20 protein-coding genes and 2 pseudogenes are annotated in these 19202 nt (G+C 62.5%); 12 read left to right on the forward strand and 10 right to left on the reverse strand.

Annotated elements, in window-relative coordinates:
- Positions 1-140 precede the first annotated feature (140 nt).
- On the reverse strand, positions 141-563 hold the full coding sequence (locus tag B0G77_RS30480; RefSeq protein WP_133665600.1) for a rubrerythrin family protein: 423 nt from the start codon (positions 561-563) through the stop codon (positions 141-143).
- Positions 564-909: 346 nt separating this feature from the next.
- Between B0G77_RS30480 and B0G77_RS30485 the strand changes: the two genes are divergently transcribed.
- Positions 910-1269: a DUF3564 domain-containing protein gene (locus tag B0G77_RS30485; protein WP_133665601.1), complete on the forward strand. Its 360-nt coding sequence runs from the start codon at positions 910-912 to the stop codon at positions 1267-1269.
- 65 nt (positions 1270-1334) lie between these two features.
- On the opposite strand, the gene B0G77_RS30490 is transcribed toward B0G77_RS30485, so the two are convergent.
- Entirely contained in the window at positions 1335-1691 is a 357-nt protein-coding gene (locus B0G77_RS30490; protein ID WP_133665602.1) for a GFA family protein, read from the reverse strand.
- Between the two features lie 301 nt (positions 1692-1992).
- On the opposite strand from B0G77_RS30490, the gene B0G77_RS30495 reads away from it, so the two are divergent.
- The 3 genes from B0G77_RS30495 to B0G77_RS30505 all read left to right on the forward strand — a co-directional run bounded on the left by B0G77_RS30495 (position 1993) and on the right by B0G77_RS30505 (position 3542).
- On the forward strand, positions 1993-2745 hold the full coding sequence (locus B0G77_RS30495) for a DNA/RNA non-specific endonuclease (RefSeq protein WP_133665603.1): 753 nt from the start codon (positions 1993-1995) through the stop codon (positions 2743-2745).
- Positions 2738-2998, forward strand: a complete 261-nt coding sequence (locus tag B0G77_RS30500) for a hypothetical protein (protein WP_133665604.1) — start codon at positions 2738-2740, stop codon at positions 2996-2998. The genes B0G77_RS30495 and B0G77_RS30500 overlap by 8 nt, the downstream gene beginning before the upstream one ends.
- Positions 2999-3197: 199 nt before the next feature.
- Complete coding sequence (locus B0G77_RS30505) at positions 3198-3542, forward strand: hypothetical protein (protein ID WP_133665605.1); 345 nt, start codon at positions 3198-3200, stop codon at positions 3540-3542.
- Positions 3543-3665: 123 nt separating this feature from the next.
- Here B0G77_RS30505 and B0G77_RS30510 read toward each other — a convergent pair.
- A pseudogene (locus tag B0G77_RS30510) lies at positions 3666-4298 on the reverse strand (Crp/Fnr family transcriptional regulator); the annotation flags it as partial.
- A 183-nt stretch (positions 4299-4481) separates the two neighbouring features.
- Between B0G77_RS30510 and B0G77_RS30515 the strand changes: the two are divergent.
- Entirely contained in the window at positions 4482-5039 is a 558-nt protein-coding gene (locus B0G77_RS30515) for an Mpo1-like protein (RefSeq protein WP_133665607.1), read from the forward strand.
- On the opposite strand, the gene rarD is transcribed toward B0G77_RS30515, so the two are convergent.
- A complete protein-coding gene (gene rarD / locus B0G77_RS30520) occupies positions 5036-5932 on the reverse strand; it encodes an EamA family transporter RarD (protein WP_133665608.1) in 897 nt (298 codons plus the stop codon). The genes B0G77_RS30515 and rarD overlap by 4 nt on opposite strands.
- Before the next feature lie 435 nt (positions 5933-6367).
- Between rarD and egtD the strand changes: the two genes are divergently transcribed.
- Positions 6368-7336 carry an L-histidine N(alpha)-methyltransferase gene (gene egtD / locus B0G77_RS30525; RefSeq protein ID WP_133665609.1) on the forward strand — a complete coding sequence of 323 codons (969 nt, stop codon included), beginning with the start codon at positions 6368-6370 and terminating at the stop codon, positions 7334-7336.
- Between the two features lie 148 nt (positions 7337-7484).
- On the opposite strand, the gene B0G77_RS30530 is transcribed toward egtD, so the two are convergent.
- The gene (locus B0G77_RS30530) at positions 7485-7781 is read right to left on the reverse strand and encodes an acylphosphatase (protein ID WP_133665610.1); all 297 of its coding nucleotides are present in this window, start codon (positions 7779-7781) and stop codon (positions 7485-7487) included.
- Positions 7782-7980: 199 nt separating this feature from the next.
- Here B0G77_RS30530 and hpnA point away from each other — a divergent pair, with 199 nt between their 5' ends.
- Both hpnA and B0G77_RS30540 read left to right on the forward strand, forming a co-directional pair.
- On the forward strand, positions 7981-8991 hold the full coding sequence (gene hpnA, locus B0G77_RS30535; RefSeq protein ID WP_133665611.1) for a hopanoid-associated sugar epimerase: 1011 nt from the start codon (positions 7981-7983) through the stop codon (positions 8989-8991).
- A 136-nt stretch (positions 8992-9127) separates the two neighbouring features.
- Complete coding sequence (locus tag B0G77_RS30540) at positions 9128-9697, forward strand: hypothetical protein (protein WP_133665612.1); 570 nt, start codon at positions 9128-9130, stop codon at positions 9695-9697.
- Between the two features lie 75 nt (positions 9698-9772).
- Here B0G77_RS30540 and B0G77_RS30545 read toward each other — a convergent pair whose 3' ends face one another.
- Complete coding sequence (locus tag B0G77_RS30545) at positions 9773-10963, reverse strand: glycosyltransferase (RefSeq protein WP_133665613.1); 1191 nt, start codon at positions 10961-10963, stop codon at positions 9773-9775.
- Positions 10964-11355: 392 nt separating this feature from the next.
- Between B0G77_RS30545 and ispH the strand changes: the two genes are divergently transcribed.
- Positions 11356-12300, forward strand: a complete 945-nt coding sequence (gene ispH, locus B0G77_RS30550; protein WP_133665614.1) for a 4-hydroxy-3-methylbut-2-enyl diphosphate reductase — start codon at positions 11356-11358, stop codon at positions 12298-12300.
- Positions 12301-12310: 10 nt separating this feature from the next.
- Positions 12311-13468, forward strand: coding sequence for an adenosyl-hopene transferase HpnH (gene hpnH, locus B0G77_RS30555; RefSeq protein WP_133665615.1), 1158 nt, complete (start codon positions 12311-12313; stop codon positions 13466-13468).
- A 122-nt stretch (positions 13469-13590) separates the two neighbouring features.
- Here the strand turns inward: hpnH and B0G77_RS30560 are convergent, their stop codons facing one another.
- Entirely contained in the window at positions 13591-13797 is a 207-nt protein-coding gene (locus tag B0G77_RS30560) for a YbdD/YjiX family protein (protein WP_133665616.1), read from the reverse strand.
- A 60-nt stretch (positions 13798-13857) separates the two neighbouring features.
- Complete coding sequence (locus B0G77_RS30565) at positions 13858-14463, reverse strand: ABC transporter substrate-binding protein (RefSeq protein WP_133665617.1); 606 nt, start codon at positions 14461-14463, stop codon at positions 13858-13860.
- Between the two features lie 181 nt (positions 14464-14644).
- On the opposite strand from B0G77_RS30565, the gene B0G77_RS30570 reads away from it, so the two are divergent.
- The gene (locus B0G77_RS30570) at positions 14645-17272 is read left to right on the forward strand and encodes an MMPL family transporter (RefSeq protein WP_133665618.1); all 2628 of its coding nucleotides are present in this window, start codon (positions 14645-14647) and stop codon (positions 17270-17272) included.
- The gene (locus B0G77_RS30575) at positions 17269-18213 is read left to right on the forward strand and encodes a VacJ family lipoprotein (protein ID WP_133665619.1); all 945 of its coding nucleotides are present in this window, start codon (positions 17269-17271) and stop codon (positions 18211-18213) included. Before B0G77_RS30570 ends, B0G77_RS30575 begins: the two co-directional genes overlap by 4 nt.
- Before the next feature lie 97 nt (positions 18214-18310).
- Here the strand turns inward: B0G77_RS30575 and B0G77_RS30580 are convergent.
- Positions 18311-18415, reverse strand: a pseudogene (locus B0G77_RS30580) (acyl-CoA thioesterase); the annotation flags it as partial.
- Between the two features lie 122 nt (positions 18416-18537).
- Positions 18538-19194 (reverse strand): phosphorylase, encoded by a 657-nt coding sequence (locus B0G77_RS30585; RefSeq protein ID WP_133666947.1) that lies wholly within the window; start codon positions 19192-19194, stop codon positions 18538-18540.
- Positions 19195-19202: the final 8 nt, after the last annotated feature.

Raw genomic sequence — 19202 nt, forward strand, 5'->3', positions numbered from 1 at the left:
GCGGTGCAGCCACTCGATGGGCGCAGCCGGCAAATGAAAGCCGCAGGCAGTACGGCCTGCCAGCCTCAGCGCGTGGACGACGCCAACGCGCCCCCGACCCGGTCAACGCGAGTCGTCTTTTACCGCCCCACCGTGACGCGCTAGTCGGAGAGTACTTCGAGCGCCTTCGTATAGCGGTTGGCGTGGCTGCGCTCGGCTTTCGCCAGCGTTTCGAACCAGTTCGCGATTTCGTCGAAGCCTTCTTCGCGCGCCGCTTTCGCCATACCCGGGTACATGTCCGTGTATTCGTGCGTTTCGCCAGCGATCGCCGCCTGCAGATTCAGACGCGACGAGCCGATCGGCAAGCCAGTAGCGGGATCGCCGACCGCTTCCAGATATTCGAGGTGACCGTGTGCGTGACCGGTTTCCCCTTCCGCCGTTGAGCGGAACAGCGCGGCGACGTCGTTCTGTCCCTCCACGTCCGCCTTCGCAGCAAAGTATAGATAGCGGCGGTTCGCCTGGGATTCGCCGGCAAACGCGAACTTCAGATTCTCTTCGGTCTTCGAACCTTTCAGTTGTGACATCTGAACCTCCATCCAGCCTGGATTGTGGGCGCGCGAATGGACGAGCAATCGTCTCTGTGAGCGCACGGCAGCACGCGCGCGTCTGAACCGTGCCTTCTTAATCTAGAAGCTGTGGAACCTGTTCCCCAATTGTGTTTTTCAATGCCTTCGATAGTCGATTGTGTGCTTTTTGCCGCGCTTGTGGTGAATTTCCGGGCGGGTTCTACAAATTGTTGTGCTGCAGCACGGCGGCGCTACTGCGCAATCCGTTACATCTGTCGTGCCGAAGTTTCGGGAACGTCTTGCATAAGCAATGCTCCGACATAGACTAGTTAGGCCTTTCTGTTTTTTTTTGCCGGAGCCGGTTATGCGTCTCACCATTTTGATTAACGGGTCCGATCCCACCGTGAATCATGACTACGCTGTGCTATGGCTTGATATCGATCAGCATCGGTGGTCGAGAGAATCACACCAGGGGATCGACATTCCACCATGGGGCGAATTGCGCGACGTCGATGGCGTCACGATGCTCTGCGCGCCCAGCACGGATGCGCCGCTTTGTACGCTGCGCGGTTTGCATGTCGACCGGAAACAGCGTGTAAGCGCGGCGCAGGGATCGGCAGCGTGGTCCTCGCCCAAAGCTCGCGCACCGACGAACGGATACTGGCGGCTGCAGGCTGTCGACAGACAACCCGTGCACGCCGAGCATGGCGTCTTCGATGGCTGAGTTGCCGCGCTTTTTTGCGGGGCGTGCCTGGTTTCGTCGGCACGCCCTTTTTGCGTGTGGAGGAATCAGCGGCTCGCGCCGTCGAACGGTGTCGGATGCAGCGCGTCGAGGTCGATACCGTCCAGATAGCGCACGTTGATCGCAGCGGTTTTCGTTCCATCCGGCGCCGTACCGAAAGCAAAAGCTTCGACTCCGCATACCGTACAGAAGCGATGCCGAATCGCATACTTGTTGAACAGATATTCACGGGTCGCGTTTTCGGCCGCCGCCAGGCTGAACCTGCTGGCCGGCGCGAATGCCCAGATCAAGCCGCGTTTCGTGCAGATGGAACAGTTGCAGACGATCGCCTGGTCGAGATCGACGTCGACTGCAAAGCGCACTGCCCCGCAGTGGCATCCACCTTCGTAGTGTTGTTCAGCCATTTCGTCTCCACTTCTGTCGGGAATCGCGCTCGCCATTGCGGCAAGGCGCAGCGTTTTGTGAGTCATCATTCTTGCACGTCTGTTCGGGTGCGCGAAGGCACTTAAGTCGCTTTTAAGCTTGCGCGCCTAAATTGGTCACTCCACGTATTCGGGTCGCTGCAAGGCGGCCCTTTTTTTGTCCCGCCTGTTTTTCTCGTCTCCCCGGCTGTTTCCTTATCTGTTTCGTATGCCGATGTAACGGTCAGCGTTCGACGCGACGGACGACGCTATACTTGCGCCCCGTTCATCGATCGCTCCGCATATGAAGAAGGTGTTTGCCTGTCTGTTGATCGCAGTCGCCGGCCACGCTATGGCTGCCGCGCCCTCCTGCACCGGGTTCGTTCCCAACGATCAGTTCCCCGTGCTGACCAATCCACGGATGACGCCGAAAACGCGCGTGCTTTGCTACGCCGATTTCGCGGTGCTTCATTCCGGTATTACGCACGGGCCGCTGTGGTCGGCGGAACATCTGACGCGTGATCACATCGAAGCCGCGAAAGACATGGTGCGCACCAACAAATTCTTCGAAGACTCGCGCCTGCCGGACGGCGAAGGCGCGACGCTCGCCGACTACAAGCGCAGCGGCTTCGATCGCGGTCACATGAGTCCGGCGGGCAATCGCTGGAATGAGGAAGCGATGGCGGAGTCCTTCTCGCTCGCGAACATCGTGCCGCAAAATCGCGAGAACAATCAGCGCCTGTGGTCGCGCATCGAGACGGCCGTGCGCCGACTCACGACAAGGTACGACGATACCTATGTCATCACGGGGCCGATGTTCAGCGGGCAGCAGTTGCAGACCATCGGTCCGACCCGGGTGTTCGTGCCAACGCAGCTGTTCAAGGTCGTCTACATCCGATCGAAACAGATGGCATTCGCAATCGTGGTCGATAATGTCGCGACGAATCGCTATGACATGCACTCGATTCACGAAGTCGAATCAATGAGCGGCATTCGCTTTCCGGGCATTCCGGAAAATCTGAAGGACCAGAAACCTGGAGGGCTAAAAGGTGTTTAAGGCTTACTCGAACAATGACGATGTCCTCAACATCCAGGGCGACGCCCTCACGGTAACGAACGGTGCGACACGCGTTGTCGTCGCGGGCACGCTGGAACTCACGAAAGACAAACGCGGCCTGCAGGCGGCGCTCGCGCTGAAGCAGGCGCTGGATAGCGTCGTCGAGGCCTTGCAGGCCGAAGGCAAACTACCCGACAGGATCAGGGATGAACCGGACGCGAAACCAGGTGTCATCGACAATCCGTTCAGTTAGTGTTTGCGGCGCACTCGCGCTTTCTTGATGCAAGCCTGGAGAGACCCGCCGGTTTAATCACCGCGGGTCTTTTCTTTTAACTGAATGCGTTTGGCCGCCGTTACGTTTTGTCACCAGAACCGCGTCAACTGGCGTCATCGCCGCCGCGTTAAACCGGCAGCGCTGAACATTCTCAGCCGCGAACCCACGGAGTCAAACAATGAAGATGATTTTCGCCGCACTCGCTTCCACTCTGCTCGTTTCGACGGCATTCGCCCAGACTGCCGCGCCCGCTTCGGCGCCCGCGGCTGCAGAGGCGCAACTGAAGGCTTCGAAGTCCACCAGTTTGAATGCTGACGCATCGAAGAAGACCGACGCCACCGCAGACAAGACCGCGGCCGATACTCCCGCGACGAAGCCCGCAGCCGGCGCGAAGAAGCACGTGAAGGTCGCGCACAAGAAACACGCTGCTGAGCCCAAAGTCTCTCAGGAGAAGGCGGGAACGTCAAAAGAAGCCAACGCTACGCAGGCTAACACCAAGGCCGATACGACTAAAACGCAATAACGTCATCGGTCAGGCGTCTTCCGGCGCGCCGAATATAACCGGAAGAGGCCATTCAAGGGCGAGTCGCGAGACTCGCCTTTTTTCTGTCCGCAAGAATCGTCCTGCGGGTGGCTTGTCCGCCCACTATGCGTCCGCTTGCGGCTCGGCCAGCATCGCGAGTCTTTCCGCGTCGACGATCTCGATCTCTCCGTAACGCAGCTTTAGGGCGCCGCGCATTTCGAACTGACGCAGCACCTGATTGGTGGTTTGCCGCGATAGGGCCACCATCATCGCCAGATCTTCCTGCAGTACCCTGAGCACACTCCGCATCGCACGTGGCTCGCCAAAGTCGCGCGCCATCATCAGCAAGCGCCGGGCGATGCGTTGCGCAGCAGGGAGCAGCGCTGCGTCTTCGATCGCTTCAAAAGCGAGCCGCAGCTTGTGCGTCAGAAGCAGACCGAACGCATGCCAGTAGTCCGGTCGTCGCTCGAGCAACGCGACAAGCGCGACACGCGGCACATGGAACAGCATCGAATCGCGTTCTGCCCAGGCATCGTGGGTCCGCTCCCTGCCGTCGAACAGCGCGATCTCACCGAACCAGTTGACCGGCTCGATGACGGCGAGCAGCGCTTCCTTGCCGCTGAAACTCGCAGCGCTGATGCGTATCGAGCCCTCAAGCATGCAATAGAGGCCATCATCGGCGTCTCCCCGCATGAAGAGCCGGGTCCCGCCAGGCAGTGGCTGTACGCGTCCCAAAGCGACAAGCTGTGCTCGCAGATCTTCCCCGCATGCGGCAGCACGTCGATCAACGCGGCGTACCTGTCTGTGGGAAGATCAGCAAGTCGACTGGAAGAAAGACTCGAATTCATATCGCGACATCCGTGCTGAATTGTCGGCTACCCGATGGTTTGAAATCCTGTTGCACGCGATTATGGCGAATCGGACCACGGAGCGGCATCCATGAGAACGCTGACGGAACAACTTGGCCAGTACGCGGCCTACCATCGGGACCGGCGCAACATCGCGACTCATCTGGTCGGCATTCCGATGATCGTTGCCGCGCTTGCCGTGCTGCTGAGCCGCCCTGCATGGATGGCCGGCGGCCTGCCCTTTGCGCTTTCGCCCGCGCTGGCGTTGTTCGTCACGGCAACCGTCTACTACCTTGTGCTCGATGTGCCGCTCGGCTTGATGATGTCAATCGTGTCCGCGCTGTGCCTCCTTGCCGGCCAGTGGCTCGCGGCGCAATCGACACTGACGTGGCTCAGCACGGGCATCGGCCTTTTTCTCGTGGGCTGGGCGTTTCAGTTGGTTGGCCACATCGCGTATGAGCATCGCAAGCCCGCCTTCGTCGATGACGTGATCGGCCTCGCAATCGGCCCACTGTTCGTGCTTGCCGAAGTGCTGTTCGGCTTCGGCTGGCGGCCCGCGCTACGCGAGGCGATCGAAGCGCAGGTCGGGCCAACGCGCATCAACGCAGGTAAGGCCGTGGCGCATCAGCATCAACATCAGCGCCATTAGCGTGGCGCGAAGCGCACCAGTCGCACGCTGTGCAGCGCTGTGAGCGCAACCGCGATCCAGATCGGTATGTACGTCGCGAGTTGCTGCGCCGAAAGCGTTTCGCCAAGCAAGGTCACGGAGACGATCACGAGCAGCACCGGCTCGACATAACCCAGGATGCCGAAGAGCGCTATCGGCAGCAACCGGCTCGCCTTCAGATATGACGCGAGCGCCACCGTGCTCAGCGCGCCCAGCCCCGGCAGCAGCAGAAGCCACATATCGTAGCGACCGCTCAGAATCGTAAGCGAGCCGCCTGCTGCGACGAATGCGATGGCAGCCGGAAACAGCAACGTGATTTCGAGCGCGAACGCCGTCAGCGAATCCGCCTTGATTTTGCGCCGCAACACGAAGTAGGGCGGGTAGCCGAGTGAGACGAGCAACGTCGGCCACGAAAATGCGCGCGTCACCCACAATTCGTGGGCGACGCCCAGAGCCGCAAAGCCGACCGCGAGCCATTGCAGCGTGTCGAGCCGCTCGTGGTAGTAAAAGCGGCCGAGCAGCACCATCGTCAGCGGTAACAGAAAATAGCCCAGCGACACTTCCAGCATTCGCCCATGCAGCGGCGCCCACAGGAAGACCCATAATTGCGCGCCCAACAGCGCAGCGCTAACGATCATCAAGAATGCGATTTTGGGTTGCGTCGCGGCCCGCGCCGCCAGTTCGCGCAATTGCGGCAGACGCCCGCGCAGCGTGATCAGCAGCCACGCGCCCGGCAGCGTCCAGATGATGCGCCACGCGAAGATGTCGAGGCCCGTCAGCGGCGCGAGAAGCTTCACGTAAGCCGATAGCAGCGCAAACAGGGTCGACGCGGCGACGGACAGCGCAATACCGCGTCCCGGTTCATACTGATTCATCGGCTGACCTGCCGCAACGATAGTCCGGCGACGCGGGAAATGGGGGCGTTTACGTTCGCCGCGCCGCACGTGGACGCGGTTCTGTTCTTTTTCATCGTCTCGATTGTCTCAGACGGGCGGTCTGGCGAATGACGTGAGGCGCCGCCTCGTGAATGTAAGCCGGCATTCTAGACGGGTTGTCACACAGAAGGTCCACTGTATTTATTTCGTGCGCATTGGCGATTGATGAACTAGAACGTAACTTCATCGGCTCCGCGAACGCGCCGCGGATCTCTCTCAGAACGTCAACGCACGCGCGGCAAGCGCGGTTCTTGCTTCAAAACCAGTCTTTTTCGACACAAACGCGGACGCTTTCGTCCACCTTCCTGTGCGCATCGACTCGCGTTGCGCGCCCACCGCACGGCCAGCAGCCGTCACCTGAAAGAGGACCCCTGCATGACTGAGCCTGCGCTATTGCAAGACGTCTCGCCCGGATTTGCAGCAGATATCCGCGCCGGCCTGACACACTCCCCGCAGAAGGAACTGCCTTCCAAGTATCTCTATGACGAAGTGGGTTCCGCGCTCTTCGAGGTCATCACCGCTCTGCCTGAATACGGCGTCACGCGCTCGGAAGAGCGACTGCTGACGCGGCATGCCACTGACATCGTCGCGCAGCTTTCCCGCGATGTGACGGTCGCCGAACTCGGCAGCGGCAGTGGCCGAAAAACGCGCCGGATTCTGGAAGCACTGTGTAAAAAGCGTCCCACTTCTTACTGCCCGATTGAAATTTCGCGCACCGCGTTGCAACTCTGTCGCCGCGAGCTGGGCGATATCGAACGGATTTCGATCGTCGGATATGAACGCGACTATCTCGCCGGGCTTGCGGAAGTCAGCGAAAAGCGGCCGGATGGCGAACAGCTACTGGTGCTGTTTCTCGGCAGCACGATCGGCAATTTCGCCCGGCTTGCCGCCACGCGCTTTCTGCGCGATATCCGCATGATGCTCAAGCCCGGCGATGCGTTGCTGCTAGGTACGGATCTCGACAAGCCCGTGCCGACGCTGATCGCCGCGTATGACGATCCGATCGGTGTCACCGCCGCGTTCAACCTGAACCTGCTCGCGCGGGTCAATCGCGAACTGGGTGGCGACTTTCCGCTCGATGCGTTCGCGCACGTCGCGCGTTTCAATCCCGAGGCGCGCAGCATCGAGATGCATCTGCGCGCAAAGCGCCGCGTGAGTGCGCACGTGCGAGCGGCGAAACTGACCGTCACGCTCGAAGAAGGCGAGACGATCTGGACCGAAAGCAGCCATAAATACCGCGCGGAAGAAGTCGATGCCATCGCGGACGACGCGGGATTCGCGTGCCTGCGTCAGTGGGTCGAGCGTGATTGGGGATTTGCGGAAAGTCTGCTGGTCGCGCGCTGACGTCCCCGCGGCAGGGTTGCGGGCAAAGCGGCCGGTTCTGTTCTGGCCGCTCTCGCCGTGTGTGCTCCGCGCCTGCAAGCAGCAACGCGCGTAACAGGCGGTCCTCCGCTGTCCGCGAAGGCGTGTGCCATCAAACGGGCGCGTCGTTTCAGTGCTGTTCGAAGCGCTCGTAGCGCTTGTCGGTGAACCGCTCTTCGCCGGTGACTTCCGTCACGCGCGCCGCAGGCGGCCCGTGGCGCAGCCAGGACAGCATCCTGTCCACCTGATTGGCGGGCCCTTGCAACAGGGCTTCGACTGAGCCGTCGTCGAGGTTCGCTACCCATCCCTTGATGCCGAACGCGTGCGCCTGGCGCACGGTCGCATGACGGAAGCCGACGCCCTGTACGTGACCCCGCACGCGCACGTAATACGTTTCGATTCGCGAATCCAGATCCGGGCCGGTCATGCGGACATCTCCTGACTATCTTTTCAACCCGGCATTTTAGTCGCGTCGTGGCGATGCTGCTGCCCGCGTCGAACGTCTTCGCGGACTGTCAGCTCCGGTGACCATCTGACGCGCGCCACGTACAATCCGACGACGATCAACCAGCGCTGCCCGCAACCGCGCAGCGCCCTCACACGCCAGACAGGGAAGTCAGAAAAGAATGACCGATCAGAATCGCGACCTCGTGCTCGTCACCGGCGCGTCCGGCTTTGTCGGATCGGCCGTCGCGCGTATCGCGCAACAGAAGGGCTTTGCGGTACGCGTGCTCGTCCGCGCGACGAGTCCGCGGCGCAATGTCGAAGCGCTAGACGCGGAAATCGTCGTGGGCGACATGCGCGATGAGACGTCGATGCGCGCTGCGCTGCGCGGCGTGCGCTATCTGTTTCACGTCGCCGCCGACTATCGCCTGTGGGCGCCGGACCCGTCCGACATCGAACGCGCGAATCTCGAAGGCACCGAGGCGACGATGCGCGCGGCGCTAAAGGAAGGCGTCGAGCGCATCATCTACACGAGCAGCGTCGCGACGCTGAAAGTCACAAGCTCGGGACAGTCCGCCGACGAAACCTCGCCGCTCGCAGCCGACAAGGCGATCGGCGTCTACAAGCGCAGCAAGGTGCTCGCCGAACGCGCGGTGGAACGCATGGTCGCCAACGACGGCCTGCCCGCCATCATCGTCAACCCATCGACGCCAATCGGCCCACGCGACGTGAAGCCGACACCGACCGGACGCATCATCGTCGAAGCGGCGCTCGGCAAGATTCCGGCGTTCGTCGATACCGGGCTTAACCTGGTCCACGTCGACGACGTCGCTGCCGGCCACTTTCTGTCGCTCGAACGGGGCAAGGTGGGTGAACGCTATATTCTCGGTGGCGAAAACCTGCCGTTGCAGGTCATGCTGGCCGACATCGCGAATCTCACCGGCCGCAAGCCACCGACACTCGCACTGCCGCGCTGGCCGCTGTACCCGCTGGCGATCGGCGCGGAAGCCGTCGCGAAGATCACGAAACGCGAGCCGTTCGTCACTGTCGATGGGCTGAAGATGTCGAAGAACAAGATGTACTTCACGTCGGCGAAAGCGGAACGCGAACTCGGTTATCGGGCGCGGCCGTATCGCGAAGGGCTGCGCGATGCACTGGAGTGGTTCAGGCAGGCGGGCTATCTGAAGGCTTGAGTTCGCCCGGCCCGCACCTGACAGGAAGGGAGTCGTCACCTGCCCAAGCACTTTGTTACAACGTCGGCAAGACGGCGAAAGGTCATAGGCGGCGCGTAACAGGTAAAATCGCGGGTCTTACCGGAAAAAGCCTCGCATGAATCTTCAAGAACAGATCGGCGCGCTTGAAACGGGCGTCGATCAGCTCATTCAAGTCGCGCTGGCCCCGAAAGCCGTGGCCACCCAGGAAGCCACCCCTGATATTCCCGCCGCAGCCGCCGCGCCGGACACGCACGCCGTGCAACCCGTGCCGGCATCGGCGAGCGCAGAACCCGCCGCCAACGTTGCCACGGAAGCTGCCCCTGCCGTTGCCACGGACAACGCGGCAGACATTGCCACCGAAGAGTTGACGCTGCTGGTCGGTCGCCCGAACCAGAACGAAATCACGATGACGATCGGCGGAAAGACCGTCTCGTTGAACCCGGAGCAGATCGGTCGGCTGATCGAAGAACTGGCGAATGCGCGTGCATCGATGAAGCCCGAGCCGCCGGGCGCGATACCGTCTGGCTGGCGTTTCGCGTCGACGAAGAATCCGGTGATGGCCGCGCAGAAACAGTCGAACGGCGACCGTCTGCTGGTGATGCGCCATACCGGCCACGGCTGGGTGCCGTTCACGTTCTCGCCGGACATGGTCATCCAGATGTACATGATGTTGACGCAGCGTTAATACAACGCTAACCCGCCTTCCATGCAAAAGCGGCGCGCGGCGCAATCGCGCCGCGCGCCGCCTTACTGCACTCCTTCAGTTTTCCTGGCGCCCCTGCGTCGGCGCCTGAACGCGCGCCTTCCACTGGCCGCCCTTGCCGCGCCAGTAACGCACCGCCGACGCGAACGTTGCGCCGACGTAGAACAGCGCCACCAGCGGAAGGAACGGCGCCCACAGCGGCGAACGGCCGTAGTAGCGCAGCATCGGCGCATACGCGCAGCACATCGCGGCCCAGGCGAGCCACGCAGGCCAGGCCAGCGGTCCGAGCACAATTGCCACCACCGGCGGTATCAGATAGATGATCGTCATGCCGGCCAGCGTGCCTGCCAGCAGCCAGCCCGAATAGTGCAACTGGGTGAACGCCGTGCGCGCAATCATGTTCCAGATGTCGCGCCAGCTGTCGTACGGACGCAGCGATACGCTTCGCGCCGCGACGTCCAGCCGGATCGGATGCCGGCCTTCACCGCGATGCTTGATGCGCGCCGCGAGGCTGCAATCGTCGATCAGTTCGGCGCGGATCGATTCGATGCCGCCCGCTTCTTCCAGCGCCGTACGGCGCACGAGCATGCAGCCGCCAGCCGCCGCAGCCGTCTTGTTGCGCGGGTCGTTCACCCACGAAAACGGATACAGCTTCGCGAAGAAGAACACGAACGCGGGAATCAACGCCTTTTCCCAGAAAGAATCGCAGCGCAGCCGGACCATCAGCGAGACGAGATCGCGCTTTTCGTCGTCCGCGCGTACCACCACTTGCGTGACGGCCTCGGCGGGATGGCCGATATCCGCATCGGTAAGCAGCAGGTAGTCGGCGGGCAAACCGAGCGTTCTCACGGCCTCGATGCCCTGCGACTGCGCCCACACCTTGCCCGACCAGCCCGCCGGCAGCGGCTTCGCGGTGAGCACCGTCAGGCGGTCGGGGCGTTGCAACTGCAGCGCGGCGGCCCGGGCGGCGTCGGCGGTGCCATCGGTGCTATGGTCGTCGACGACGATCACATGAAATGCGCCCGCATAATCCTGGCCGAGCAGCGAAGCGACGGCTCGCGCGATCACGTCGGCTTCGTTACGTGCCGGCACCACAGCGACCACGGCAGGCCATGCGTCATCGCAGCTACGTGCCGGCACCGCGAGCGGCGCGGCGGGACGCGCCCGCCAGAAGCCGCCACGGGCAAACAGCAGGACACACCAGATCAACAGCGACAGACAGGAAAGGACAAACAGAAACAGCATCATGCGTTGCCCTCAACCGACACTGCCGGCAAGCCCACCAGCGCGCTTGACGACTTCGAAAGCAACGCGCGTGCAACAGGAAAGTTTTCGTAGTGATCGACTTCCATCCAGCGAGCCCCAAATGCATTCAGTAATGCGGTTGTAAACAACTACCACAAGGCCTGATAGTTTAAGGGTTCCGCATGTCGGGTGCAGCGGTCATTGTTGCCGCGGCAGGTGTTGTATCCGGTGTGTCAGGAAAGCAAGGAGGCCGCGATAGCGTTAGAATGCGCGTTTGGTTTCGGTGCACCGGCTTTTTGTCGGACTTAATGCATCCATTAATATGATCGTCGCGGCGATAAAGTCATTTTTACCGGCTTTCTTCGAGACCCGCGTCAGTCGGAGTTCGCCAGCCTATGCGAGTCATCCTTGCTCAACCCCGCGGCTTTTGTGCGGGTGTTGTCCGTGCGATCGAAATCGTCGATCGCGCACTGCTTCAACACGGCGCGCCGGTCTATGTGCGCCATGAAATCGTCCACAATCGCCACGTGGTCGATAACCTGCGTCAAAAAGGCGCCCGCTTCGTCGAAGAACTGGACGAGGTGCCGGAAGGCGCTGTCGCGATCTTCAGCGCGCATGGCGTGGCGCAAAGCGTCGAACGTGACGCCGAGCAGCGCGGGCTCGATGTGCTCGATGCGACCTGCCCGCTCGTCACCAAGGTGCACGTGCAGGGGCGTCAGTACGTCGGCGCTGGCCGCACACTGATCCTGATCGGCCACGCGGGCCATCCGGAAGTCGAAGGGACGATCGGGCAGATTCCCGGCAAGGTGCTGCTCGTGCAGAGCGAAGCCGAAGTCGCGACGCTCGATCTGCCGCTCGACACGCCGCTCGCGTACGTGACGCAGACGACGCTGTCGGTCGACGATACGCGCGGCATCATCGACGCGCTGCTGCGCCGGTTCACCGACATCGTCGGCCCGGACACGCGCGACATCTGCTACGCAACGCAAAACCGCCAGGCGGCGGTGCGCGAGTTGAGCACACAGGTCGATGTACTGCTGGTGGTGGGGGCGACGAACAGTTCGAACTCGAACCGTCTGCGTGAAATCGGCAGCGAAACGGGTGTACCGAGCTACCTCGTCGCCGATGGTTCCGAAGTGAAGCCGGAGTGGTTTGCGAATGCGCAGACGGTCGGCATCACGGCGGGCGCTTCGGCGCCGGAAGAAATGGTTGAAAACGTCATCGATGCGCTGCGCGCATTGGGACCCGTCGAAGTCATGACGATGGCGGGCCGTGAAGAGAAAGTCGAATTCAAGTTGCCGTCGAAGCTGACGCAACCACTCGCCGCACGCGAAGTTTAAGGAGGACAGATTGTCTATTCCGCTGCTACAGAAGGTCCGGGTGGGCGCTTACATCATGCGCCAGCACTTTTCGGGCAACAAACGCTACCCGCTCGCGCTGATGCTCGAGCCCCTGTTCCGCTGCAATCTGGCCTGCAATGGCTGCGGCAAGATTGACTATCCGGATCCTATCCTGAACCAGCGCCTGTCGCTGGAAGAATGCCTCGGCGCCGTCGACGAATGCGGCGCGCCCGTGGTGTCGATCGCCGGCGGTGAGCCGCTGCTGCACAAGGAAATGCCGCAGATCGTTAAGGGCATCATCGCGCGCAAGAAGTTCGTGTACCTGTGCACGAACGCGCTGCTGATGGAAAAGAAAATGGACGACTACGAGCCGAATCCATACTTCGTATGGTCGGTTCACCTCGACGGCGACAAGGAAGCACACGATCACTCGGTGTCGCAGGAAGGCGTTTACGAGAAGGCCGTCGCCGCGATCCGCGAAGCGAAGCGCCGCGGTTTCCGTGTCAACATCAACTGCACGCTGTTCAACGACGCCGTGCCGGAACGCGTCGCCGCGTTCTTCGACACGCTCGGGCCGATGGGCGTCGACGGCATTACCGTGTCGCCGGGTTATGCATACGAACGTGCGCCGGATCAACAGCACTTCCTGAACCGCGACAAGACCAAGCATCTGTTCCGCGAAATCTTCAAGCGCGGCAACAATGGCAAGAACTGGTCGTTCAGCCAGTCGGGCATGTTCCTCGACTTCCTGGCCGGCAACCAGACCTACGAATGCACACCTTGGGGCAACCCGGCGCGCACGGTGTTCGGCTGGCAGAAGCCGTGCTATCTGGTCGGCGAAGGTTATGTGAAGACCTTCAAGGAACTGATGGAGACGACCAACTGGGACGCCTACGGCACCGGCAACTACGAGAAGTGCGCGGACTGCATGGTCCACTGCGGCTTCGAAGCGACCGCCGTGATGGATACCGTGGCGCATCCGCTGAAGGCACTGAAGGTCAGCCTGCGTGGTCCGAAGACCTCGGGTGCGTTCGCTAAGGACATCCCGCTCGACAAGCAGCGTCCGGCCGAGTACGTATTCTCGCGTCACGTCGAGATCAAGCTGGAAGAGATCGGCCGTGCAGGTAAGGGCAAGAAAGTGGAAAGAACGACGGCAGCCGCAAGCTGAGCGTTGAGCAGGCTGCCTGCATTTGTATTCGTGCCGCTCGTGAATGAGCGGCACGCAAGAAAAAAGAGCGCAACGGTGCGAACCGTTGCGCTCTTTGTTTTCGGGGTAAGCGGATGGTCAACTCAACAGCACTTTCCAGCCCCCGATCCGTATCGCGCATTCTGCCGCTCGCGGAAAAACTCCTCGTAGGTCATCGCCGGCTGGTCGGGGTGCGTCGCGCGCATACGCGCAACGTAGGTCTCGTAGTCAGGCATGCCCACCATCAGGCGCATCGCCTGACCCAAATAGCGGCCCGAGTTGCGCACGTCGTCTCGAAGTCCGGAAAACATCGCGGGCAGACCTTTGTCAGTTCGCGCAGTGAGCCCGCCGCAAAACCGCGGGTTCTGCAATCAACCGGCACTGCGCGCGTTGTGCGCGGTCAGGAACTTGATCAATCCGTCGACCCCGCCCTTGGCGAGTTGCTCGGCAAACTGGGTCTGATAGACCTGGATGAGCCACGCGCCCATCATGTTGATGTCGTAAATCCTCCAGCCGGCGGCAGTCTTTTCGAGCCGGTAATCGATCGAATCGTCGCCGCCGTTGCTGATCACGTGCGACTGCACAACGGTGTCCCTGGCCTCTTCAGCCGACGTCGACGGCAGGAACCGGAATTTGACGTCCTGGTCCCGTAATTGCGACAGCGAGGCTGCGTACGTTCCGACCAGTAGTTTCGTGAACTGCTCGTACAGTTGCTTCTGCTGCTCGGGTGTCGCGGTCGCCCACGCCTTGCCGACGGCAATCCGCGTCGTCCGCTGGAAGTCCGTGTAAGGCACGAAGCGCGTCTCGACCACCTGGGTGATCTTGCTCATATCGCCGCCGCGTGCCTGCGGATCGGCCTTCATCGCAGCGACGGTGCCCTCGACGGCACTCTTCACGACAGCGTCCGGTGCAGCTTGTGCGAAAGCCGCGCTGGAAACCACGGCCGCTGCGAAAAAAGCAGACAAATAACGTTTCATATGCTCGCTGGAACATGAAAGTGAAAAAGACAGCCACCCGGCGGCCAGGAAGCCATTGGGCGCCAGTATACCGATTTTGCCCGTTGCGTCCTGCCCCGCATGACGCGCGCGAGGCCGCTGCGTCTGTATACTTGTGCCCTTCTGCCAAAAACGCCGTTAACGACAGGGCTATTTCACCTGTATGCTGAAGTCATCCATTGTTCGCCTCGTTGCGTGGTCGATACGCCTTGCGGGGTGGGTCATTGCGCTGTCGCTCGCACTCGCCGTCGCGAGTGCCTTCTATGTCGCGCATCACTTCAAGATCAACACGGACATCAGCCGTTTGATCGATACCGAGCCGGAATGGTCGCGCCTCGAAAACGCGATGAATGCGGCCTTCCCGGATCGCGGCAAGACCGTTCTCGTGGTCGTCGAAGCCGGTGCGCCCGAATTCGCCGATGCCGCCGCCAACAAGCTGACCGCCGCGCTGCAGAAGCAGCCGAAACAGTTCGTCGCCGTCTCCCAACCGGCCGACGGTACATTCTTTGAGCATAACGGCCTGCTGTTCCTGCCGCTCAAGGACGTCGAATCGACCACTTCCCAGCTGGCCCAGGCAAGACCGCTCGTCAATTCGCTCGCTCACGATCCCAGCCTTACCGGCCTCGCCGGGATTCTGACGACCACCCTGCTGCTGCCGCTGCAGATCGGCCAGGTAAAGCTCAGCGACATGAGTCATCTGCTGTCGCGGAGCGCGACCGTGCTCGACGGCGTGCTGGCCGGTCAACCGTCGGTGTTCTCATGGCGCGCGCTCGTCGACAAAAGCACGGCGACACAACCGGCCCGCGCGTTCGTCACGGTCCAGCCGGTTGTCGACTACGCCGCGCTCGAGCCTGGCGCGCAGGCGTCGCAGGCCATCCGCGATACCGCCGCTTCGCTGCATCTCGACACGCAGTACGGCGCGACGGTCCGGCTGACTGGCGAACAGCCACTCGCCGATGAGGAATTTGCGTCGGTAAAGGACGGGGCCGCCGTCAACGGCATCGGCACGATGGTGGTTGTGCTCGTGATCCTGTGGCTCGCGCTGCGTTCCAAGCGGCTGATCATCGCGGTGTTCATCACACTTTTCGTCGGCCTTGCGATCACGGCGGCGCTCGGCTTGATGATGGTCGAGGCGCTGAACATGATCTCGGTCGCGTTCATGGTGCTGTTCGTCGGGCTGGGCGTCGATTTCGGTGTCCAGTTCGGTGTGAAATACCGTGAAGAGCGCAACCGCGACGACCGCCTCCCCGCTGCGCTGCTGAATACCGCGCATAGCATCGGCGTGCCGCTGACGCTCGCGGCGGTCGCCGTTGCGCTGAGCTTCTTCTCGTTCCTGCCGACTGCGTATCGTGGCGTGTCGGAACTGGGCAAGATCGCGGGTGTCGGGATGTTCGTCGCGTATCTGACGAACATGACGCTGCTGCCCGCCCTGCTCCAGGTCATGCAGCCGAAACCCGAACCTGTGTCGCCCGGCTTCAGGCAACTTGCGCCGGTGGACGACTTCCTCGACCGCAACCGCAAGCCGGTGCTGATCCTGACGCTGATCGTGGTGGGCGGCGCGCTGCCGTTGCTCACGCATCTGCGTTTCGACTTCAACCCGCTGCATCTGAAAGACCCGCACACGGAGTCGATGGCCACGTTGTTGTCGCTCAACGATGCGCCCGAGGCTTCGATCAATAACGTGCACGTGCTTGCGCCGTCGCTGGCGGATGCGGACCGGATGGCCGCGAAGCTGTCGGCGCTGCCGGAAGTCGGCCGCGTGACCACCCTGAGCACCTTCATCCCCACCGACCAGCCGCAAAAACTCGCGCTGATCGCCAATGCCGCCCAGCAGCTGTTGCCCGCGCTGACGCAGACACCGGCGCCGCCCGCCACCGACGCCTTGCGCGTCGCCGCTCTTAAGCGCGCTGCGAACCAGCTGTCGCTGGCCGCCGACGATCATCCGGGGCCGGGGGCAGCCGAAGCCAAACATCTGTCCGCGACACTCGCGAAGCTCGCCGCCGCAGACGCCGCTACCCGCGACCGGGCTGAAACGGCGATGGCCGAATCGCTCAGGATAGCGCTCGGACAACTGACCGCACTGTTGCAGCCGTCGCCGGTCACCCGCGAATCCGTGCCGCCGGAGATCGCAGGCAGTTGGGTGTCGGCTGACGGCCACGCGCTCGTGGACGTCGCGCCGAAATTCAAGGCAGGCGCCGATCCCAGCGACGACACGATGCTGCGCCGCTTCGCCAAGGCGGTCAAAAAGGCCGAGCCGGGCGCACTCGGCGGCCCGATCTCGATCCTGCATTCCGCCGACACCATCATCACGGCGTTCCTGCAGGCCGCCGGCTGGGCGGTTCTGTCGATTTCGATCCTGCTGTGGCTGACACTGCGCCGGATAGGTGACGTGCTGCGCACAATGATTCCGCTGCTCGTCTCGGCTATCGTCACACTCGAGTTGTGCGTCGTGTTCAACATGCCGCTCAACTTCGCCAATATCATTGCATTACCGCTGATGCTCGGCGTCGGCGTGGCGTTCAAGATTTACTTCGTGATGGCATGGCGCAACGGCCAGACCGGCCTGCTGCAATCGAGCCTCACGCACGCCGTGATGTTCAGCGCGGCCACCACGGCGACCGCGTTCGGCAGCCTGTGGCTTTCGCACCATCCGGGCACATCGAGCATGGGGCGGCTGCTGGCGCTTTCGCTGTTGTGCACGCTGATCGGCGCCGTGGTATTCCAGCCAGTGTTGATGGGCAAACCGCGCCCGAAGCGCGTCCGTAAGAAAACTACAGGGATCGACGGATGAAGATGCAAACCACCGCGCTGGCGCTTGTTGTCGCGAGCGCTCTTACCGGCTGCGCGACCGGCCCTGACCGCAAGCCCGGCGATCCGCTGGAGCCGATGAACCGTGCCATCTTCAAGTTCAATGATACGGTCGATACGGTCATCGCCCAACCGATTGCGAAGGGCTATCAGAAGGTGACGCCGCATCCGCTGCGCACGGCGATCAGCAACTTCTTCTCGAATCTCGGCGACCTCAGCAACGCGGCCAACAACCTGCTGCAGTTGAAAATCACGGACGCAACCGAAGACATCATGCGTTTCGCGTTCAACTCGACGTTCGGGATTGGCGGCCTGCTCGACTTTGCGACGCCAGCCGGGCTGCCCAAGCACAATCAGGACTTCGGACTGACGCTCGGACACTGGGGCGTGCCGTCCGGTCCGTATCTGGTGCTGCCGCTCTTCGGGCCGAGCTCGTTCCGCGACGGTGCTGCCCTTGTGGTCGATGTCCGCTTCAATCCGCTCAACTACATCGAACCTGCGTGGCGTAATCCCTTGTACGGCCTGCAATTCATCAGCAAGCGCTCGGATCTGCTCGGTGCCACCGACCTGCTGTCGCAGGCGGCGCTCGACAAGTACTCGTTTGTCCGCGACGCTTACACGCAGCAGCGCCGCTCGCTGTTGCGCGGGGCAGGTGCACCGCCGGCGGCCCTGCCGGATTACGGCGAGCCGGATGAACCCGGCGCGGGCGCAGCGCCCGCCCCTGGCGCTTCCGGGACCGCTCCGGCCGGCCTTCCCGACTATTCCGACCCAGGCGATTCAGCGTCTGGTGCAACGCCCGTGTCTGGCGCTCCGCAGGCGGCCCCGGCCGGCGCGCCGAACGCCACGGAACCAGGCGATGCGGCGGCCGGACCAACGCCCGGGACCCCGGACGCCGCGCCTTTGCCGAAACCCGCTACACAGTAATCCGCACGGACCACGCCCACCTCTGTATGCGTCGGGACAAACAAAACAGCCCGGCAGGTTTTACCTGCCGGGCTGTTTTTTCGCGCCGGCTGTTTCTTCGCTTCGTCGCCTCGTCCGCGTAGCGGATCCGCGTACGGCCATGCGGCACCGGTTCGCCATTTTCATCGAGATTGACAAACACCATCTTCTCGACCGTCAGGATGCATATAAGGGTTTTCCCTCATTACGCGAGAGCCAAGGAGAAAAGAGACGCCGAACGCGATCGACGATACAAGGAAGAGGGTGAAGAAGGCCGTCTGGCGGACGACCCGATTCGGACGCCTGTCAGGCCGTCCGCAGGGCCCCGGCCGCACCGAGTGCGCGGCGCGCCTGTACTAGTGACTGACGCGCAGCGCGGGCATCGGCGGCAAGCCGGATGAGTGAGCCGAGCTGCGAGGGCTGCCGCACCAGTTCTCGCAGGATCGGCCCGATCGCGGTGTGGCCATCGTCGCGTAGACCGGCCGTCGCGGCGGGCGGCAGGGTACGCCATGCCGGATCGACGATTGCGCGGCAGACAGCGAACGGCAACCCGTGAGCGGCAGCAATCGCGGCGGCGATGTGCGACTCCATATCGACGGCCAGCGCCCCGGTCTTTCGGTGAAGCGCCTGCTTGCCGTGCGCGCTGGTAAGCGGTGCCGTGACCGCGGCCAGCGTCCCGCGGCGCAACTGCGCGCCCAACGGCGTAACGTTGAGCGCGGCCGCGAGGCGCTCCGTCCACCCGGCGTCTGTCGTCACGCGGCCGAACGGTCCGTCGACGGCATCGGCCACGATCAACGTTCCCGCTTCCAGATCCGGCGCGAGGCCGCCCGCCGTCCCGAAACTGACAATGCCGCTGCAACCGCGCACCAACGCCGCTCTCAGCGCGCGCTCGAGCAGATCGGCGCGCGCCGCAAACACCACGTCAACGCCCTCGCCGCGTGCGATGCGCGCCTCGAATGCCATGCCGGTCA

The organism is Paraburkholderia sp. BL10I2N1 (genome assembly GCF_004361815.1).
GTDB lineage: Bacteria > Pseudomonadota > Gammaproteobacteria > Burkholderiales > Burkholderiaceae > Paraburkholderia.